The 17,744-nt window shown below is 70.4% G+C and carries 16 protein-coding genes and 1 pseudogene; 11 read left to right on the forward strand and 6 right to left on the reverse strand.

The features are described 5' to 3' along the window. Window positions 1-22: 22 nt before the first annotated feature. Genes ACZ60M_RS00295 through ACZ60M_RS00305 form a run of 3 tightly spaced genes read right to left on the reverse strand, consistent with a single transcriptional unit; the run spans window position 23 to window position 2,084 of the window. Entirely contained in the window at window positions 23-751 is a 729-nt protein-coding gene (locus ACZ60M_RS00295) for an HAD family hydrolase (protein WP_465413137.1), read from the reverse strand. Then, window positions 751-1,290 carry a type 1 glutamine amidotransferase domain-containing protein gene (locus tag ACZ60M_RS00300; RefSeq protein ID WP_465413139.1) on the reverse strand — a complete coding sequence of 180 codons (540 nt, stop codon included), beginning with the start codon at window positions 1,288-1,290 and terminating at the stop codon, window positions 751-753. The genes ACZ60M_RS00295 and ACZ60M_RS00300 overlap by 1 nt, the downstream gene beginning before the upstream one ends. Continuing rightward, window positions 1,287-2,084: a cupin domain-containing protein gene (locus tag ACZ60M_RS00305; RefSeq protein WP_465413141.1), complete on the reverse strand. Its 798-nt coding sequence runs from the start codon at window positions 2,082-2,084 to the stop codon at window positions 1,287-1,289. The genes ACZ60M_RS00300 and ACZ60M_RS00305 overlap by 4 nt, the downstream gene beginning before the upstream one ends. A 359-nt stretch (window positions 2,085-2,443) precedes the next feature. On the opposite strand from ACZ60M_RS00305, the gene ACZ60M_RS00310 reads away from it, so the two are divergent. The 6 genes from ACZ60M_RS00310 (at window position 2,444) to ACZ60M_RS00335 (ending at window position 8,368) form a co-directional block, all read left to right on the forward strand. Then, window positions 2,444-3,229, forward strand: coding sequence for a DJ-1/PfpI family protein (locus ACZ60M_RS00310; protein ID WP_465413143.1), 786 nt, complete (start codon window positions 2,444-2,446; stop codon window positions 3,227-3,229). 9 nt (window positions 3,230-3,238) lie between these two features. Beyond that, window positions 3,239-4,381, forward strand: a complete 1,143-nt coding sequence (locus ACZ60M_RS00315; RefSeq protein ID WP_465413145.1) for a ferritin-like domain-containing protein — start codon at window positions 3,239-3,241, stop codon at window positions 4,379-4,381. Between the two features lie 73 nt (window positions 4,382-4,454). Beyond that, a complete protein-coding gene (locus ACZ60M_RS00320; protein ID WP_465413147.1) occupies window positions 4,455-5,819 on the forward strand; it encodes an MFS transporter in 1,365 nt (454 codons plus the stop codon). Between the two features lie 19 nt (window positions 5,820-5,838). Then, on the forward strand, window positions 5,839-6,618 hold the full coding sequence (locus ACZ60M_RS00325; RefSeq protein WP_465413149.1) for an antibiotic biosynthesis monooxygenase: 780 nt from the start codon (window positions 5,839-5,841) through the stop codon (window positions 6,616-6,618). A gap of 32 nt (window positions 6,619-6,650) precedes the next feature. Then, the gene (locus ACZ60M_RS00330; protein ID WP_465413151.1) at window positions 6,651-7,358 is read left to right on the forward strand and encodes an SDR family oxidoreductase; all 708 of its coding nucleotides are present in this window, start codon (window positions 6,651-6,653) and stop codon (window positions 7,356-7,358) included. A 113-nt stretch (window positions 7,359-7,471) separates the two neighbouring features. Further along, entirely contained in the window at window positions 7,472-8,368 is an 897-nt protein-coding gene (locus ACZ60M_RS00335) for a LysR family transcriptional regulator (RefSeq protein WP_465413153.1), read from the forward strand. Window positions 8,369-8,599: 231 nt separating this feature from the next. Here the strand turns inward: ACZ60M_RS00335 and ACZ60M_RS00340 are convergent. Together ACZ60M_RS00340 and ACZ60M_RS00345 are read right to left on the reverse strand one after the other, a co-directional pair. Continuing rightward, window positions 8,600-9,922, reverse strand: a pseudogene (locus tag ACZ60M_RS00340) (metallophosphoesterase family protein); the annotation flags it as partial. Between the two features lie 34 nt (window positions 9,923-9,956). Beyond that, window positions 9,957-11,111 carry a PQQ-dependent sugar dehydrogenase gene (locus ACZ60M_RS00345; RefSeq protein WP_465413155.1) on the reverse strand — a complete coding sequence of 385 codons (1,155 nt, stop codon included), beginning with the start codon at window positions 11,109-11,111 and terminating at the stop codon, window positions 9,957-9,959. A gap of 135 nt (window positions 11,112-11,246) precedes the next feature. Here ACZ60M_RS00345 and ACZ60M_RS00350 point away from each other — a divergent pair, with 135 nt between their 5' ends. Next, window positions 11,247-12,158, forward strand: coding sequence for a 2-hydroxyacid dehydrogenase (locus tag ACZ60M_RS00350; protein ID WP_465413157.1), 912 nt, complete (start codon window positions 11,247-11,249; stop codon window positions 12,156-12,158). On the opposite strand, the gene ACZ60M_RS00355 is transcribed toward ACZ60M_RS00350, so the two are convergent. Continuing rightward, the gene (locus ACZ60M_RS00355; protein WP_465413159.1) at window positions 12,155-12,616 is read right to left on the reverse strand and encodes a hypothetical protein; all 462 of its coding nucleotides are present in this window, start codon (window positions 12,614-12,616) and stop codon (window positions 12,155-12,157) included. The two genes, ACZ60M_RS00350 and ACZ60M_RS00355, sit on opposite strands and share 4 nt — an antisense overlap. Before the next feature lie 136 nt (window positions 12,617-12,752). On the opposite strand from ACZ60M_RS00355, the gene ACZ60M_RS00360 reads away from it, so the two are divergent. The 4 genes from ACZ60M_RS00360 (at window position 12,753) to ACZ60M_RS00375 (ending at window position 17,744) form a co-directional block, all read left to right on the forward strand. Beyond that, the gene (locus tag ACZ60M_RS00360; protein ID WP_465413161.1) at window positions 12,753-13,259 is read left to right on the forward strand and encodes a hypothetical protein; all 507 of its coding nucleotides are present in this window, start codon (window positions 12,753-12,755) and stop codon (window positions 13,257-13,259) included. A 299-nt stretch (window positions 13,260-13,558) separates the two neighbouring features. Further along, window positions 13,559-15,592: an ABC transporter substrate-binding protein gene (locus tag ACZ60M_RS00365; RefSeq protein ID WP_465413163.1), complete on the forward strand. Its 2,034-nt coding sequence runs from the start codon at window positions 13,559-13,561 to the stop codon at window positions 15,590-15,592. 30 nt (window positions 15,593-15,622) lie between these two features. Continuing rightward, window positions 15,623-16,615: an ABC transporter permease gene (locus ACZ60M_RS00370; RefSeq protein ID WP_465413165.1), complete on the forward strand. Its 993-nt coding sequence runs from the start codon at window positions 15,623-15,625 to the stop codon at window positions 16,613-16,615. A 7-nt stretch (window positions 16,616-16,622) separates the two neighbouring features. After that, on the forward strand, window positions 16,623-17,744 hold the full coding sequence (locus ACZ60M_RS00375; protein WP_465413167.1) for an ABC transporter permease: 1,122 nt from the start codon (window positions 16,623-16,625) through the stop codon (window positions 17,742-17,744).

A 17,744-nucleotide genomic window follows, 5' to 3' on the forward strand; every position in this document is an offset into this window, starting at 1 on the left:
CGCGCCCGGCCGCCGGTGTCCTTCAGGCCCTAGCGGCGGCCGCTTCGGGCAGGTCGCCGAGGCCGATGGCCTCGACGCCCAGGGCGGCGGCTCGCGCCGCCTGGTCCGGTGTGCTGTAACCCCATCGGGCCCACAGCGCCCTGGCGCCGGTCTCGCGGACGCGGAGCACGTTGTCGAGGTTGTCGTCGATGAAGACCGCCTCGCCGGTGCCGATCCCGGCCTCCGCGCACAGGCGCCGCACTTCGGCGGCCTTGTCGTGGCATTCGCCCGACACGGCGCCGATGTACTGCCCGAGTCCGTTGGCGGCCAGGATCTCCCGGACCGACGGCTCGTCCTTGGCGGTGACGATCGCGACCGGGCCGGCGCCCGCGATCAGGTCCGCGATGCCCGGGTAGAGCGTGTGCATCGCGGCCCAGGCCGCCGGGTCGGCCTCGCGGAGCCGGTCGCGGGCCGCCGTGGCGTTCGCGGCGAAGGCCTCGACGGCCCGCGGGTCGATCCCGGCGAAGCGCCGGTCGAACTCCCGCTGGTCCGCGATGGTCTCCGCGCCGAGCTCGTGCGCGACCATGAAGTGCCCGAGGGTGCGGCTGAAGGGCCGCACCGTCCGGAACCGCTCGGTGAACGACGCCGGCATCCGCGCGATGACGTCGTCGGCCAGGAGCAGCGCCGGGCGGGGGTGGACCCCGAGCCAGGTCACGGCCGCGCACTCCTCGAACGCGTCGGCGATGACGCCGTCGAAGTCGAGGACGAGCATCAGGCGTCCAGCTTCTCGACGGTCTCGAAGACCGCCTTCATGAACGTGCCGACGTACGCGTAGTACGAGCAGGTGATGATGTTGCCGTCGACGATGACGTCGCTGTCGACCACCTCGGCCCCGGCGTTGATCACGTCGTCGCGCAGGCCGATGTACGCGCAGGCCTTGCGGCCCTTGAGGACTCCGGCGCTGACCATGATCCACGGGCCGTGGCACAGGCCCGCGACGACCTTGCCCTCCCGGTCCATGCCGGCGAGGAAGTCGAGCACCCGCCGGTCCTGGCGGACCCGGTCGGGGGCCTCGTGCCCGCCGGTGAGGATGACCGCGTCGTACTCGGCGGTGTCGAGGTCGTCGAAGCCGACGAGCGGCGAGGCGGTCTTGTCCATCGGGAGTGGGACGCCGTACTTGCCGATGACGCCCTCGCCGTTCTTGGTGGCGATGTCGGCCTGCCAGCCCTCTTCAAGCAGCCGGTAGTAGGTGTAGACCACGTCGTGGTCCTGGAAGCCGGGGCCGGTGATGATGACTGCGCTGCGGGTCATGAGGGGATGCCTCCCTTGTGGTCGGGACGGTTGACGACGAGGTATGCGGTGTCGGTGTCGGGGCGGCGCCCGTCCTCGCCGGTGAGGATGTCGACGTCCCGCTGGACGGCTCCGGAGAGGGAGAGCGGCACGTAGAACATGTCGCCCTCCGAGCGCCGGTAGAACACGTCGTAGCCGGTGCGCACCGCGAAGTGCGTGCGCCGGTCGGGGGCGGTGCGGCGGATGCGCGCGTGGGGGCGGCCGCGCACGGGCCGCATGGGGTGCGGCGCGTCGGCGTGGTCGGCCTCGTAGGGCTCGCCGGCGCGCTGGTACCCGTCTTGGAGCCGCATCAGGTCGAACTTGTTGCGGGGCGTCTCGACCTCGATGAGCTGCAGGGCTTCGTCGCCCGTGCTGCGGGTCGAGTGGAAGGCGCCGGGCGCGATGCACAGCGCGCTGCCGGCCTTGATCTCCACGCTCTGGGAGAGCCCGGTGGTGACGCCCTGCCCGGCGAGGCAGAGCAGGTAGGTGACCTTCCGGGGGTGGACGTGCGTCGAGGTCGCGTGCGGCGACTCGATGTGCAGCGCCCAGCAGTCGAAGAAATCGTCCACATAGGCCCGGTACTCGTACCCCCACGGCTTGGGGATGACGTTGTCGAGGTAGGTGTCGGCGTCGAAGTGCTCGATGCCGGCCCGCATCCCCGACTCGGCGAGCCCTTGCAGCCTCTCGATATCGCGGGCCGTGACCGGGAACGGAACCGGCCGGTTGATGCGCGCCCCTGGGGGCGCCGCGACTTGCGGTGTCGATTGCCTGTACATTGCTGGTTCACCTCAATCTGAGACGCATTCATCTCAATCGCGGCGAGGATTCCCGCCTGGTGTCCTTGCTCGTTCATGGAAACAGGACTGAGCGGGGCCGTCCAATGAAGAAACCTTGAGGTGGATGAAGATACTGCTATGAGTGCAGGTAGCAAGCCCGAGTTGCATATCGTTCCGAAATAAGATCTAGATCACATCGCCATTTTTTCGGCCTTTAGCGCGCTCCAGTGGCAATTCCCCTATGCCCCCTGAAGGTTTTGTTATTTGCCAAACCGCGACCATCCGGGATTGACTTCGTAATCGTGCGGAGCGGCAATCGCCGCCGCCGAATCCATCGCCGAAGGAAACCGGTACGAATCATGCGCACTCGCAGCAATCTGGAATCGAAGAACCTCGGACCCGTCAATGCGATCGACTCGATCGCCGTCCTCGGATACGAGGCCTGCAGCGAACAGGACACCATCACCCCGCTCGAGATCTTCAAGGGCGCCGCCATGGTCCTGGCGGGCAGCATCGCCCCCTGGCAGCGCGAGGTCCAGCCCCGCCGCCTCGACGTCCGGCTCGTCGGGCTCAACCCCGGCGTCATCAAGATGCAGATGGGCACCGAGGTCGTGCCCGACGCCCTCCTGGGCGAGAACGACCTCTACGACGTCCTCTACATCCCCGGCGGCGTCGGCTCCGGGGCCCTCACCGACGACGAGCGGCTCCACAAGATCATCCGCAAGCACCGCGACGCCGGGAAGGTCATCGCCGCCAACTGCTCCGGCGTCGGCGTCATCGCCCGCGCCGGCGTCCTCGACTCCGACCCGGTCACCTGCGTCGCCGCCGTCGCCCGCGGGCTCCGGGAGGAGGGCTTCAACGTGCCCGTCGCCCGTCGCATGTGGATCGGCAACCCCCGGGCCCGGACCTGGACCTTCACCGGGTCCTACGGCATCAACGGCGGCACCGTCGCCATGGTGTCCCACTACTTCGGACGCGAGGTCGGCACCATCGTCTCGATGATGTTCGACACCCTCGGCGGCATCGGCGACGTCATCTTCGACGAGATCGGCCCCGAGTTCTACCAGCACCCCGACCTCGAAGCGTCCTTCCAGGACTTCTTCCAGGACATGCTGCTGCCCAAGCCCGAAGCGGCCGCGGCCTAGGAGGACGACATGCCACCGCGCATCACCCCCGCCGACCTGCGCGACCTCGACTGGATACGCGGGGCGCTGCAGACGGCGATCAGCCTCGAGCACGCCACCATGCCGCTCTACTGCGCGGCCATGTACTCGCTCGAAGTCCAGAACTACCCGAGCTACAACACCATCCGCAGCGTCCTCATGGAGGAGATGGTCCACATGGCCACGGCGGCCAACATGGTCGCCGCCCTAGGCGCCTCGCCGAACCTCCGCGACCTGGCCCCGTCCTACACCGGGCGCGGCCTCCCCGGGGGCGTCGCCCCGGACCTGCCGGTCGTCCTGGCACAGCTCTCCGCACCCCAGCTGGAGAACTTCATGCGACTGGAGGCCCCGGAGTTCATGCTCCCCGAACCGGAGCGCCGCTCCCCGTACCCGACGATCGGCTCGTTCTACGAGGCGATCCGGGACGCCGTCAAAACCCATGCGGCGGACGTGCGCCGCGCTGTAGCCGCCGGAGGCCCCGCCAACCAGGTGGGGGGCAACCTCGGCTACCCCGTCTTCGAACCCGACGACGCCGACCCGGTCGAGCGGTTCCTCGAAGCCCTCGACCTCATCACCGAACAGGGCGAGGGCGCCGGCGCCGACACCATCGCCGCAGGCGAGGCCTTCCAGCGCGAGGGCTCCCACTACGCGCGGTTCGCTGAACTGCGCTACGGCCGCCGCTACCTCGAACCCGAGGACGACGCCGGCATCGGCCCCGACAGCGAGGAGCGGTTCTTCCGCGGCGAGGCGATCGCCTGGCCCGTGGTCATCAACACCCTCGCCGTCCCCGCCGACGGGTACGACGCGGTCCTCGCCGCCGACCCCGACGCCGCCGAGGTCCGCAAGGAGCTCGAAGGCTTCGACGACGCCTACACCCAGATGATGGCCGCCCTCGACGACGCCTGGAACGGGCCCGCCGAGACCTGGTGGCCGAGCCTCGGCGCGGCCGTCACCCAGATGGACCAGATGCGCGTGCGCTCGTGCTTCAACATCATGCGCCACCAGGTCCCCGAGCAGGCCGTCGAGCGGCTCGCCCGGCTCTACCCGCGCGAGCACCGCACGCTCGCCGAGTACACCCACCTCGACGCCCCGGTGTTCTACGGGCCCCGATTCATCAACGCCGCAGGCAAATGAAGCGGCGGCCGCCCCGCCCCGGCGGGGCGGCCGCCCACCGGCTCTGCCGTTCAACCATGGAGATGACACACCCATGACCATCGCCGACGAGACCTCCCGGCGGGCCGCCCCGCCGGCGGGCCCGCCCGGCACCAGGCTCAAGTTCGCGGGCATCGTCGCCGGCAACTTCCTGGTGCTCCTGGACGCCTCCATCCTCAACGTCGCCCTCCCCGACCTCCGCGGCGACCTGAACGCGCCCGCCGCGGCCCTGCCGTGGTCGGTCGACGCCTACACCGTCGTGTTCGCCGGGCTCCTCCTCGCCGCAGGCTCCGTCGCCGACCGGCTCGGCCCGCGCCGCGTCTACCGCATCGCGCTCATGGGCTTCGCGGTCGTCGGCGCCCTGTGCGCCCTCGCGCCGTCCATCGGCTGGCTCATCGCCGGACGCGCCGTCATGGGCGTGGCCGCCGCGGGCCTCGTGCCGACCTCCCTGGCGCTCCTGGCCGCCATGTACCCCGACCCGGCCCGCCGCTCCCGCGCGATCGGCGCGTGGGCCGCGATCACCAGCATCGGCCTCATCACCGGCCCGCTCATCGGCGGCGCCCTCGTGGAGTACGGCGACTGGCGGCTGGTCTTCCTCGTCAACCCGCCGATCGCGCTGGCCGCCTACCTCGCCGCCCGCTCGTTCGCCGAGAACCGTTCGGGCACCGGCAAACCCGTGGACTGGGCCGGGCTGGCCCTGTCGACCCTCGGGCTCACCGCGCTCACGTTCGGCCTCATCGACGCGGGCACCGGCGGCTGGGACCGGCCGCTGCCGGTCATCGCCGTCGCCCTGGCCGCAGCGGCCTTCGCGGCGCTGGTCGCGGTCGAGCGCCGGGTCGCCGCCCCGGTCCTGCCCGCCGCGCTGTTCTCGCTCAGCCGCGTCCGGTCCTCCATCGTGGCCGGTGTCGTCGCCTCGTTCGTCTTCTACGGCGTGCTGTTCGCGCTGACGCAGTGGATGGTCGAGGAACGCGGCCTCTCGCCGCTGCGCACGGGCCTGGAATTCCTGCCCATGACGCTGCCGATGTGCTTCCTGCCGTGGGTGGCCGGGCGGCTCACCGCCCGGTTCGGCGCGCGGCCCGTGATCCTCACCGGCCTCGCCCTCGACACGCTCTCCGGGGCGCTGCTCATCTTCGCGGGCCCCGACGCCTCACCGGTCCTCATCGTCGCCGCGCAGATCGCGCTCGGCGTCGGCAGCACCATGGCCATCCCCGCCGCGACCGCCGAGATGGCCGGGTCGGCCCCCCGCGAACTGGCCGCGACCGGCCAGGGCGCGTTCAACGCCGGACGCCAGGCCGGGTCCGCGCTCGGCGTCGCCGTCCTCGGCACCATGGCGACCCTGAGCGGCTCCGGCATCGTGCTCGCGGCCGCCGGGCTCACCGCCCTGATCTGGGTCGCCGGCGCGCGCCGGAAGCCCGCCTGACCACCGAAGGGAAACCGCAATGATCACCGTCACCGCACGCCAGCTCGTCAAGCCCGGCAAGGAAACCGAACTCGAGGCCCTCATGGCGGGCCTCGCCGCCGACATCCTCGCCAACGAACCCGGGTGCCTCCGCTTCGACTACGTCAAGTCCGAGGCCGACCCCCTCGACCGCCTCGTCGTCGAGGAGTACCGCGACGAGGCCGCGCTCGAACTCCACAAAGGCACCGACTACCTGCGGGACTTCATCCCCGGGCTGCTCGACTGCCTCCGCGAGCCGCCCGAGGTCAACGTCTACCGCAATGTGGACCCGGCCCCGCGCCTCCCGGACTCCTTCTTCCACATCGGCGTCGTCGTCCCCGACCTCGGCGCGGCGACCGCCCGATACAGCGAGGTGTTCGGCATCGAGTTCACCGAGCCCGCCGTCTTCGACATCCCGCGCCTGGAGGACCCCGAACCCCACCCGGGCAAGATGACCGCCGCCTTCTCCCGCACGCAGGAGCCCTACTTCGAGCTCATCCAGGCCGACGGCGACGGCATCACCTCGCTCGGCCACGCCGGGAAGATCCTCTACTACGGCGTGTGGGAGGACGACATGGCCGGCCGCCTCAAAAAGCTTGAAGCGCAAGGCATCGGCGTCGAGGCCTACTTCCGGACCGAGGCCGACGCCGTGCCGTTCGCGCTCATCACCGCGCCCGACCTCCTCGGCGTCCGCATCGAGTACGTCGACGCCAAGGACCGGGCCGCGATCGCCGAATGGGCCCGCACGGGCCGCTACCCCGGCGGCATCGGCGCCTCCTGACACCCGACACCGAAAGGGAACGAGGACAACCCATGAACGACAACGCACCGGTCACGCTCATCACCGGGGCCTCGGGCGGCATCGGGGCCGCGCTGGCCCTGCTGCTGCTCGGACGCGGCCACCTGGTGGCGGCCGTGGGCCGCGACGAAGGGCGGCTGGCGAAGCTCGCCTCCCGCGCCGGGGACCCGGACCGGCTCCTGACCGTGACCGCCCGGCCCGACGAGTACGACGAGGTCGAAGCGGCCGTCGAAGCCGCCGTCGGCCGCTTCGGCAGGCTCGACCACGCCGTGGCGAACGCCGGTTTCTCCACGCACGACACCGTCGCCGACGGCGACCCCGGTCAGTGGCGCGACATGGTCCTGACCAATGTGCTCGGTCCCGCCCTGCTCGTCCGCGCGGCCCTCCCGGCCCTCAGACTCACCAAGGGCCGCATCGTGTTCGTCGGCAGCGTCGCGGGCGTCAAGCACACGCCCGGGAACGTCTACTCGGCCACCAAATGGGCCGTCTCGGGGCTCGCGGAGAACACCCGGATGCTGGTGACCGCCGACGGCGTGGGCGTCAGCCTCATCGCGCCGGGCAAGGTCGAGACCCCGTTCTGGGACAACCGGCCCACCGGCATGCCGCCCGGCCCGGTGCTCGCGGCCGACCAGGTCGCCGAGTCCATCGCGTGGGTCCTGGCCCAACCGGCGGGCACCGACGTCAACACGGTCGTGATCCGCCCGACTGGCCAGCCGGTCTGACCGCCGTGCCGCCGCGCCGCTCCCGTTGCCCGAGTCGAGTAGCCTCTTCCAGGGGACTGAACGCACTGCGTGCTTCCTCAATGGACACAAGGGACTCGAGGGGGCGGGACGGCGTGGCGGTGCAACTGGGCTGGCTGCGGACCTTCGCGGCCGTCTACCGGCTCGGCTCGTTCACCAAGGCCGCGCAGAGCCTCGAACTCTCGCAGCCCGCGGTCACACAGCAGGTCCGCAACCTCGAGAAGGAACTGGGCCGCCAGCTCTTCGACCGCACGCCCGCCGGAGTCCGCCCCACCACCGCCGCCGAAGGCCTCATCCGCGAGATCCGCGGCCCGATGGCCGTCCTCGAAGGCGTCCTCGAACGCAACTTCGGCGAGCAGCGGCTCGACCGGCGGCCGCTCCACGTCGGCGGGCCCGTCGAGTTCCTCACCCACCGGGTCCTGCCCGCCGTCGGCGACCTCACCGCCTCGGGGCTGCGCCTGCGGTTCGAGTTCGGCCTCGCCGACGAACTGCTCACCCGCCTGGCGGGCGGCGACTTCGACCTGGTCGTCTCCACGGTCCGGCCCCGCCTGCGCGGCGTCACCGCGACCGCCCTGGTCGACGAGGAGTTCGCCCTCGTGGCCTCGGCCGACCTGGCCTCCCGGATCTCCGCCGAACGCCTCGCCGAGCACGGCCCGCGCGAACTCGAGAGCCTGCCGCTCATCGCCTACGCCGAGTTCCTGCCGATCGTTCGCCGCTACTGGCGCGATGTCTTCGACTCGGTGTCCACCGTGGCCCCCGCGATCGTCGTCCCCGACCTGCGCGGCGTGCTCGCGGCCGTCAAAGCCAGCGGCGGGATCTCAGTGCTCCCGACCTACCTGTGCGCCGACGACCTCGCCGCGGGCGAACTCGTGCTCCTCTTCGAACCCGAGATCCCGCCGATCAACACCCTCTACCTGGCGACCCGCCCCGGCGAACTCGCCCAGACCGACCTCGCATCGCTCCACGAGCACCTGCTCGCGCACGTCCGCTAACTCGCCCGAAGGCGTCGGCGTCGCGGTCTCCCCCTGGATCTCGGCCTCGTCGACCTGGTCCTCAGTCGGGATCACCGTCCGGTCGAGCGTCACATCGGTCTCCGTGCCGGAGCCCACCGAGATCGAGTCGTACGCGGTGAGCGCCTTCGTCGTCGGGTCGAAGTAGAGGACGTCCATCTCCATCCGCATCGGGTCCTCGGACTGGAAGTTCCGCAGCCCGGCCGCGCCCGTCGAGCCCTCGACCATGAGCATCGTGCCGTCCCCGAGGTCCTGCACGGCCCGCTCGTGCGTGTGCCCGGCCAGGACCAGCGGCACGATCCCCGTGAGCGGCAACGCCATCGGCGGCTCGTGCACCATCGCCACGTCCGCCCCGCCCGCCTCGGTGACGGCCTGCGCCAGCCGCTCGCCCGACTCGGTCAGCATCTGCTGCGCGTACTCGCTCGACGGCTGCGCGCCCTTGTCCGGCGTGAACCGCGGGTCGGCGACGCCGCCGAACCGCAGCCCTGCGATCTCCTGCACCTCGCCGTCGAGCACGACCACGTTGTCGTAGGCCGAGAGCGCGGCCACCGTCGTCACCGAGTCGTGGTTGCCCTTGACGAACACGTACGGCACGTCGATCTGCTCCACGCCCCGCGAGAAGATCTCGGCCTCCTGCTCCGAGCCCCAGTCGTTCATGTCCCCGGTGTCGGCCACCGCGTCGATGTCGAACTGGTCGACCACCGACTCCATGAGGTGCCAGGCGGACGGGTTCAAGTGGATGTCGGAGACGTGCAGGACCCGGATCGAGTCGTCCTGGATGCCCAGCTGCGGCATGTCCATCGCCAGCGCGTAGAACTCGGAGATGTTCGTGACGAACTTCTGCAGGTTCGCCACGTACTCCTCGTAGTTCACGGCGATGTCCTCGGCGTTGCCGACCACGCTGGGCGCGTAGGCGAGCAGGCCCTCGTAGCGCGGCTGCGAGATCGACTCCGGGCGCATCGTCGTCGCCGCGTACCCCATGAGCGCCGCCGTCACCGCGAGCGAGGTCAGCCCGGTGAGCAGCGCCCGCCGCATGGTGCGGAACGCGAGCGCGCCCACGAGCAGCCCGCACAGCGTGACGATCGCGAGCGCTTCGGCGACGACCCGCACGACCGCGTCGGTCACGTCCGACGCGAGGCTCTTGGAGGCGCTGGTGACGCCGCCGGGAGTGTTGATGATGTCCTGCGCCTCTTCAGGGTCGACCGAGTCGAGGCTGAGGTTCAGGCCCACGGGCCCGTCGTGGCTGTCGAAGATGACGTCGCCCAGCGGCGGGATCGTCACGACGGTCTCGCCCGACAGGTCGGGGTGCAGCGACACGGTGGTGTCGAACGGCCCGATGTCGGCCTTGGTGCCGCCGACGAGCGCGAGGCCGCCCGCGGCAGCGCCGGTGCCGACGAAGAGGATCGCGGCGACCACGGCGACCTGCCGGGCCCGCTGGGACCGCCTGAGCCGCGTCCAGCCCGCTCTCGATCTGCGCCACAAGGACTTCGCGGCGTCCTCGATGCGGTGCAGTGCGGCGGCGAGCCGGTCGTTCATCCTCGGGCCTTCCTCTCGCGGTGCGTCGTGCTGCCTAGACCCGGCCTTGGGCCGCGTAGCTGGTGGAGAAGCGGATGATGCGGTCGTCGGCCTCGTCCGGGGTGCAGCCGCGCTCCTCGGTGCAGTTGCCGTCGCGGTTGGAGGTCGTCACCCAGAGCATCCCGTCGGGGCCCATGGCGACTGATCGTAGTCGACCGAACTCGTTGACAGCGGTCGCTTGGGGCTCGGATGCGGGGGTGCCGGACTCGTCGAACCGGACGGTCCAGAGGCGCTGGCCGCGAAGGCAGGCGGTGACGAGGGTGTCGTCGAGGAAGACCGCTCCGGCGCAGGAGGCCTCGAACGGTTCCCAGGTCAGGGCCGGGTCGGCGTAGGCCGCTTCGGTGTCGGCGCCCTCGAACCAGGGCCAGCCGTAGTTGTTCCCGGGTTCGATGAGGTTGACCTCGTCGGCGGCGTCTTCGCCGAACTCGGTGGCGTAGAGCTGCCCGGCGGCGTTCCAGGCGAGGCCCTGGACGTTGCGGTGGCCGAGGGTGTAGACGGGCGAGTCGGGGAAGGGGTTGCCCGCGGCGGGTTCGCCCGCGGTGGTGATGCGGAGGATCTTGCCGCCCAGCAATTCCGGGTCCTGGGCGCTCTCGCCGTCGCCGCCGTCGCCGGTGGCGGCGTAGAGGAAGCCGTCGGGGCCGAACTCGAGGGCGCCGCCGTTGTGGTCGGGGCCGAGGGGGATGCCGGTGAGGATCGGTTCGGGGGCGGCGTCGGAGGACGTGTCGATCTTCGCGATGCGGTTGTCGGTGTCGGTGGTGTAGTACGCGTAGATGATCGAGTCGGTGGCGTACTCGGGGGAGACGGCGAGTCCGAGGAGGCCGCCTTCGCCGATGTCGCTCACTGCGACCGTGGCCAGTTCGGCGGGTTCGCCCGCGGTGCCGTCCTCGGCGAGGGGGATGGTGAGGATGCGGCCCGTGGTGCGCTCGCCGACGACGGCGGTGCCGTCGGGCAGGAACTCCAGGCCCCACGGGACGTCGAGGCCTTCGGCGACGACGTCCATGAACGAGGTCTGCTCTTCGGGTGCGCCGCTGGGGGTCGGGAGGTTCGGGGGCTCGCCGACCTCGGGCTCGGGCGGCTCGCCGAAGGAGCACGAGGCGAGCGTGAGTGCGGCGGCGGCGGCCGCCGCGGCCGGGAGCAACCTGCGCAGCATGGGCCCAAGACTATAGTCTCGGGCCGACGCGGCTGACGCGCTGTTTTCCACGCCCCACCGGTTCCCCGATTCGCCCGCCGCCAACCCCCGCCCAAGATCCTATAGGATATGCGACACCGACCGAGAGGATGCGCCGTGAAGGTTTGGATCGCACACGAGCAGGGGCGCGCCATGCTCGGCGCGCTTCCCGAAGGCGTCGAGGTCGAGGTCTACGACGGGCGCGGCGACTACCCCTCCGACCCGGCCTCCCTCGACTTCTGGGTCCCGCCGTTCCTCGCCCAGTCCAAGGTCACGACCCCCTTGCGGGACATGACCTCCCTCAAAGCGATCCAGCTGCTCAGCGCGGGCGCCGAGGTCTGGGTCCCGGCCGTCCCGCCCGGCGTGGTCCTGTGCGACGCGCGCGGCGTCCACACCGGTGTCACCGCCGAGTGGACGATCGGCGCGGTCATCGCCTCCATGCGCGGCTTCGACGTCTTCGCGCGCAAGCAGACCCGCCACGAATGGAAAGTCGAGTGGACGACCACCGCGGTCGGCAAGCGGGCCCTGGTCGTCGGTGCGGGCGACATCGGCGAGAAGGTCGCCGACGTGCTCACCGTGCTCGGCGTCGAGGTCGAGAAGGTGGCGCGCCGCGAACGCCCGGGCGTCCACCCGATCGACCGTATCGAGACGCTCCTGCCGGACTTCGACATCGTCATCCTGATCCTGCCGCTCACCGACGCCACGCGCGGCCTCGTGGACGCGAAGTTCCTGTCCCGCATGAAGGACGGCGCGCTGCTCGTCAACGCCGCGCGCGGCCCGATCGTCGACACCGACGCCCTCGTCGCCGAGGTCGCCTCGGGCCGCCTGCGCTGCGCCGTCGACGTCGTCGACCCCGAACCGCTGCCCGCCGACCACCCGCTGTGGGACCTCGAAGGCGCCCTCATCACCCCGCACGCGGGCGCTTCGGTCGACGGCACACTCGACCGCGCCTACGCCCCCGTGGGCCCCCAGATCCGCCGCTTCGCCGCAGGCGGGCCCCTGGAGAACGTGGTCAGCGAGGGCTACTAGTCCTCTTCGGTCCCCTCGGACTTGAGCTCCTGGCCGCCGATCTCCAGGACCTGGGGGAGGTTCTCGGGCTTGAGGGGGTCGAGGCGGACCTGGGACTGGTCGTCCAATATGGCCGCCACGCCCTCGTTGCCAGTGGCGAAGCCGTCGATGTGCTTCCAGGCGATCGTGCGGCTGGTGAACATGCCGCGCACGGAGATGCCCTCGCTGGTGACGTCGATGCCGGAGCGCCACGCCCACATGGAGACCGCGACCGGCGCGAGCAGGAGCGCGAGCCCCACGACCGCCGAGAACACGCCCCACACGGGCCGCTCGACGATGAGCGCCACCGACAGCGGCGTCACCGTCAGCCAGGCGACGAAGGCCGCGCCGGTGACCGCCGCCGGGCGGCGGACCCGCAGCCTGCGGCCGCGCCGCTGGGCGCCGAGGATCGGACCGGTGGAGGCATCGGTACTCGTCATGGCACCAGCCTGACACACCCGGGCGCGGGGGACGCAAAGTGGCCGGTCCGGTTTCTGTCGGATTGTCGCTTGACGTGCCCGCCGAACGTGGCACGATCACCTCAACAGCAGCGGCACAAGCCTGGTGGGGGTGGACGTGGCCGTCAAGATCACATTCCGTCCGACGACGCGCCAGGTGCTCGGCCGGGCGCTGTTCCTCTCCGGCCTCTCGCTCGTCGCCGCCCTCGTCCCCGCCGTCGCTTATATGCTCGCCGTCGGCCACTGGTACCACTACACCCTGCTCGCGCTGTTCCTCTTCGCGATCGCCGTCGCTATCGGGGTCGCCTACGCGGGCGCGCGCAACCGCGGGGTCGTGCTCGACGAGCGCGGCATCCACCCGCTCAAGGCCGTCGCCTCCCAGAAGCACACCGAGCGCTTCGCCGCGTGGACCGACATCGCCGACATCCGGGCCGAGCGCCGCGCCAGCCGGACCGTGCCCGTCGTCTACCTCCTCGACCCCGAGCAGAAGCCGTGGCGGCTCCAGGCCCCGTACTCGGGCCGCGTCCTCTCGGTCGACGACGAGCTCGACGAGAAGATCTTCGTGATCCGCAGCCTCTGGGACGCGTACAAGCGGGGCCTGCCGAGCCACCGCCAGCGCCCCTAGCTGCATCGATGGACATCACTGCCTTAAGTATCGCGGGCATCACCGAAACAATCGAAACTGTTCAGTACTTGTTCAGTAGTGATGAGCTTGTATGCGATTGCCAATCGTGACGCTATCGTGACCTTCGTGGCGACTTACCAGCCTTGACCCCGATTTTGCGGTGCCGTAACCTCACCGCTATTACCGGTAACTTCCGGAGTTTTTCCGGAAATAGTTTCGATAATCGGCGCGGCCGTGCAGGGCCGCGCCACCACCCCCTCCGGCCCCCGGCCGTCTGAACCCGGAAGGAGCGCTCACCGATGAGCACTCAGCAGCCCCGTTCCAGCCTGTCCGCCAAGAACCTCCAGTGGCCCGACCCCGCCCTCAGCCGCCGCGGCCTCGTCCTCTCCGGCGGCGCCGCCCTCGCCGCGTCCGCCGCCGGATGCAGCTTCTTCTCCACCGAGAACGACTCCGGCGAAGGCGGCGGCGACAAGGGCAAGGAAGCCCCGATGCTCGCCGAGCGCGTCGAAGCCGGCGACCTCCCGCCCGTCGAGGAGCGCCTGCCGAAGGAACCGCTCGTCGTCAAGGTCGCCGAGGACATGGGCCGCTACGGCGGCACCTGGAACAGCGCCGTCACCGGCGCCTCCGACGGGCCGTGGCTGTGGCGCACGGTCAACGACGGCCACCTGCTCGAGCGCTCCCGCGACTGGACCGAGATCCGGATGAACGTCGCCTCCGCGTTCGAGGCCAACGCCGACGCCTCCGAGTTCCACATCACTCTCCGCGAAGGGGTCAAGTGGTCCGACGGGACCCCGCTGACCACTTCGGACGTCGAGTTCGCCTACGCCGACGTCAACCTCAACGCCGACCTCACCGCCGCAGTCCCGCCGGAGCTCTCCAGCCTGGACGGCACGCCCGCCGAGCTCGAGGTCGTCGACGACCACACCTTCATCGTCCGCTTCACCGGCCCCAAGCCCCTGTTCCGCGACGACATGGCCGCCGGGGTCGCCGGGCAGCGCTTCACCATGTACCCCAGGCACTACCTGGAGCAGTTCCACCCCACCTACAACCCCGCCGCCGACGACGAGGCCGTCGCCGAGGGCTACGACGGCTGGGTCGCGCGCTTCACCGCCCTGGGCAACCTCTGGAACTTCCAGTGGGAGAACCCGGACCTCCCGACGCTGCTCCCGTGGGTCTGCAAGAAGCCGGTCACCGACGCCGACTACGCCCTCTTCGAGCGCAACCCCTACTACTGGAAGGTGGACGAAGAGGGCAGCCAGCTGCCGTACCTCGACGAGGTCCGCTTCAACATCATCGCCGACGTCGAGACGATGTTCGCCCACGCCGTCAACGGCGACTACGAGTTCCACTCGCGCCACTTCAACGACAACGCCCACCGCGCCGACGCCGTCGACGGCGAGGAGGCCGGGGGCTACACGATCGTGGAGCTCGAAGGCACCTACTCGAGCGACATGAACCTCGCGTTCAACATGAACCACGCCGACCCCGGTCTGCGGAAGGTCTTCCAGGACAAGCAGTTCCGCGTCGCCATGTCGCACGCGATCAACCGCCAGGAGCTCATCGACGTGCTCTGGAGCCGCGTCGGCGAGCCGAGCCAGGCCGCCCCCAGGCCCGACTCGGACTTCTACGACGAGGCGTTCGCGACCCAGTACCTCGAGTTCGACCCCGACCTCGCGGCCCAGACCCTCGACGCCGCCGGGTACGCCGCGGGCGCCGGAGGCGTGCGCGCCTCGGCTGACGGCACCCCGCTCGAGTTCACCGCCACGGTGGCCGACGACGCCCTCCTCGGCACCGTCTGGCTCGACGCGCTCGACATGATCAAGGACATGTGGGCCGCCGTCGGCGTCACCCTCCACGTCAACGGCCAGCCCCGCGAGAACTGGCAGGCCGGGATCGACGAGAACCAGTACGACCTGACCGTGTGGACCGGCGACGGCGGCTACATCGACGAGACCACCGCAGTCCAGTGGTACATGTGCGGCGGGCCCTCCGGCGGCGCGCTCTTCGCCCGCCAGTGGTCGGCGCACTACACCCTCAAGGGCGCCCAGGACGACGAGATGGTCGAGCCCCCGCCCGCGCACGTCGTCGAGCAGCAGGACCTGTACGACCAGTTCCTCGCCGAGGCCGACCCGGCCGCCCGTGCGGAGATCTTCAAGCAGATCCTCGCCGTCGCGAAGGAGCAGTTCTACGCGATCGGCACCGTCCGCGGCCAGGGCTCGTGGGCGGTCGTCTCCAAGCGCCTGCACAACTTCGGCGGCCCCATGCCGGAGAACCCCTCCTACGGCACGCCCGGGCCCGCCGCGCCCGAGCAGTGGTGGCTGGAGTCGGAATAGCAGCGGCCGCAGAGGAATAGGGAGTCCACAGTGGTGCGATACCTGGGCCGCCGCGCGCTCTACATGGCGGCCACCCTGCTCGCGATCTCGCTGGTGGTGTTCGTCATCATCAGCCTGCCGCCGGGCGACTACGTGACCGCGCTCCAGGCCAAGTACAACGTCATGGGCCAGGGCCTGACCGAGGCCGACGTGGCGAACCTGCGCCAGCGCTACGGCCTGGACGGGAACCTCTTCGCCCAGTACTGGCACTGGATCACGCAGATCGTCCTCCACGGCGACCTCGGCATGTCCTTCGAGCACTCGAAGCCCGTGGAGGACGTCATCGCCCCGCGCCTGGGCTGGACCATCGCGGTCTCGCTCATCACGCTCCTGGTGACGTGGGCGATGGCCTTCCCGATCGGGGTGTACTCGGCGGTGCGGCAGCACTCGATCGGGGACTACGCGGTGACCACTGTGGGCTTCCTCGGGCTCGCCACCCCGAACTTCCTGATCGCGCTGGTGTTCATCTACTTCAGCGTGACCTGGGCCGGGTCGGTCCCTTCGGGACTGTGCTCGCCGGAGTGGTGCGACGCGTCCTGGAACCTCGGGAAGCTCCTCGACCTGTTGGGCCACTTGTGGATTCCCATGGTCGTCATCGGCACGGGCGGCGTCGCGGGGCTGGTGCGGATCATCCGCAACAACCTGCTCGACGAGCTGCGCCGCCCGTACGTGACGGCGGCGCGCGCCCGCGGCGTCCCCGAAGGGGCGCTGCTGCGCCGCTACCCGCTGCGCGTGGCGCTCAACCCGTTCGTCTCCACGATCGGGTGGGTGCTGCCGATGCTCCTGGTCGGCGACATCGTCGTCGGCCAGATCCTGAGCCTGCCGACGCTCGGCCCGATCCTCTTGGGCGCGTTGAAATCCCAGGACATGTACCTGGCCGGGTCGGTGATCATGGTCCTCAGCGTCGTCACCGTCATCGGCACGCTCATATCGGACCTGCTGCTCGGCTGGCTCGACCCCCGTATCCGACTCGGCAACAGGTGAGGTTCCGATGGCACTGAAGGAATCAGAGGGCGCCGCCGACCTCGCCGAGGCCGTGCGCACCCGGGCCCCGCAGCGCAAGCTCGTGTGGTGGGCCTTCAAGAAGCACCGGCTCGCGCTCGTCTCGGCCTGGCTCCTCGCGGGGATGCTCGTGGTGATCGCGCTGTGCGAGTTCGTGGCCCCGTTCGACGCACGGCATCGCGACTCGGAGTACACGACCGCGCCGCCGCAGGTGCTCAAGCTCTGGAGCGACAGCGGCTTCGGGCTCCACGTGGACGGCTACACGTCCGAACAGGACCCGCGCTCGCTGCGGATCACGTACGAGCCGAACCCTGAGGACCGGATCGACGTCGGGTTCTTCGTCAAAGGCGAGGCGTACGAGCTGTTCGGGTTCATCCCGATGGACCGGCACCTCCTCGGGCCCGTCGACCCCGAGGACCCGATGTACCTGTGGGGCACCACGACCGACGGCCAGGACCTCTTGAGCCAGGTCGTGTACGCCACCCGCGTCTCGGCCTCGGTCGGCATCATCGGCGTGATGCTGGCGTTCCTGCTCGGCATCGTGCTCGGCGCGGTCTCGGGCTACTTCGGCGGCTGGATCGACAACGCGGTGCAGCGCGTCATCGAGCTCATCATGTCGGTCCCGTCGATCCCGCTGTGGCTCGGCCTCGCGGCGGCGCTCCCGGCGCAGATGGGCCCGGTGGGCCGGTACTTCATCATCACCACGATCCTCGCGCTCGTCGCCTGGACGGGCCTGGCCCGAGAGGTGCGCGGGCGGTTCCTCGCGCTCAGGAGCGAGGAGTTCGTGACCTCGGCGCGCCTCGACGGGTCCAGCCACGGCCGGATCATGTTCCGGCACATGCTGCCCAGCTTCTCCTCGCACATCATCGCCGCGCTGTCGCTGTCGATCCCGGGCATGATCCTGGCCGAGACCGCGCTGTCGTGGCTCGGCATGGGCCTGCGCCCGCCGGCCGTCTCGTGGGGCGTACAGCTCCAGGATGCGAGCAAGTGGAGCGTGCTCTCGGGCGCGCCTTGGCTGCTCATCCCGGGCCTGTGCGTGGTGCTCGTGGTGCTGGCGTTCAACTTCGTCGGCGACGGCCTCCGCGACGCCGCCGACCCGTACAAGCATTAG

Source organism: Glycomyces sp. NPDC050141, assembly GCF_055586545.1.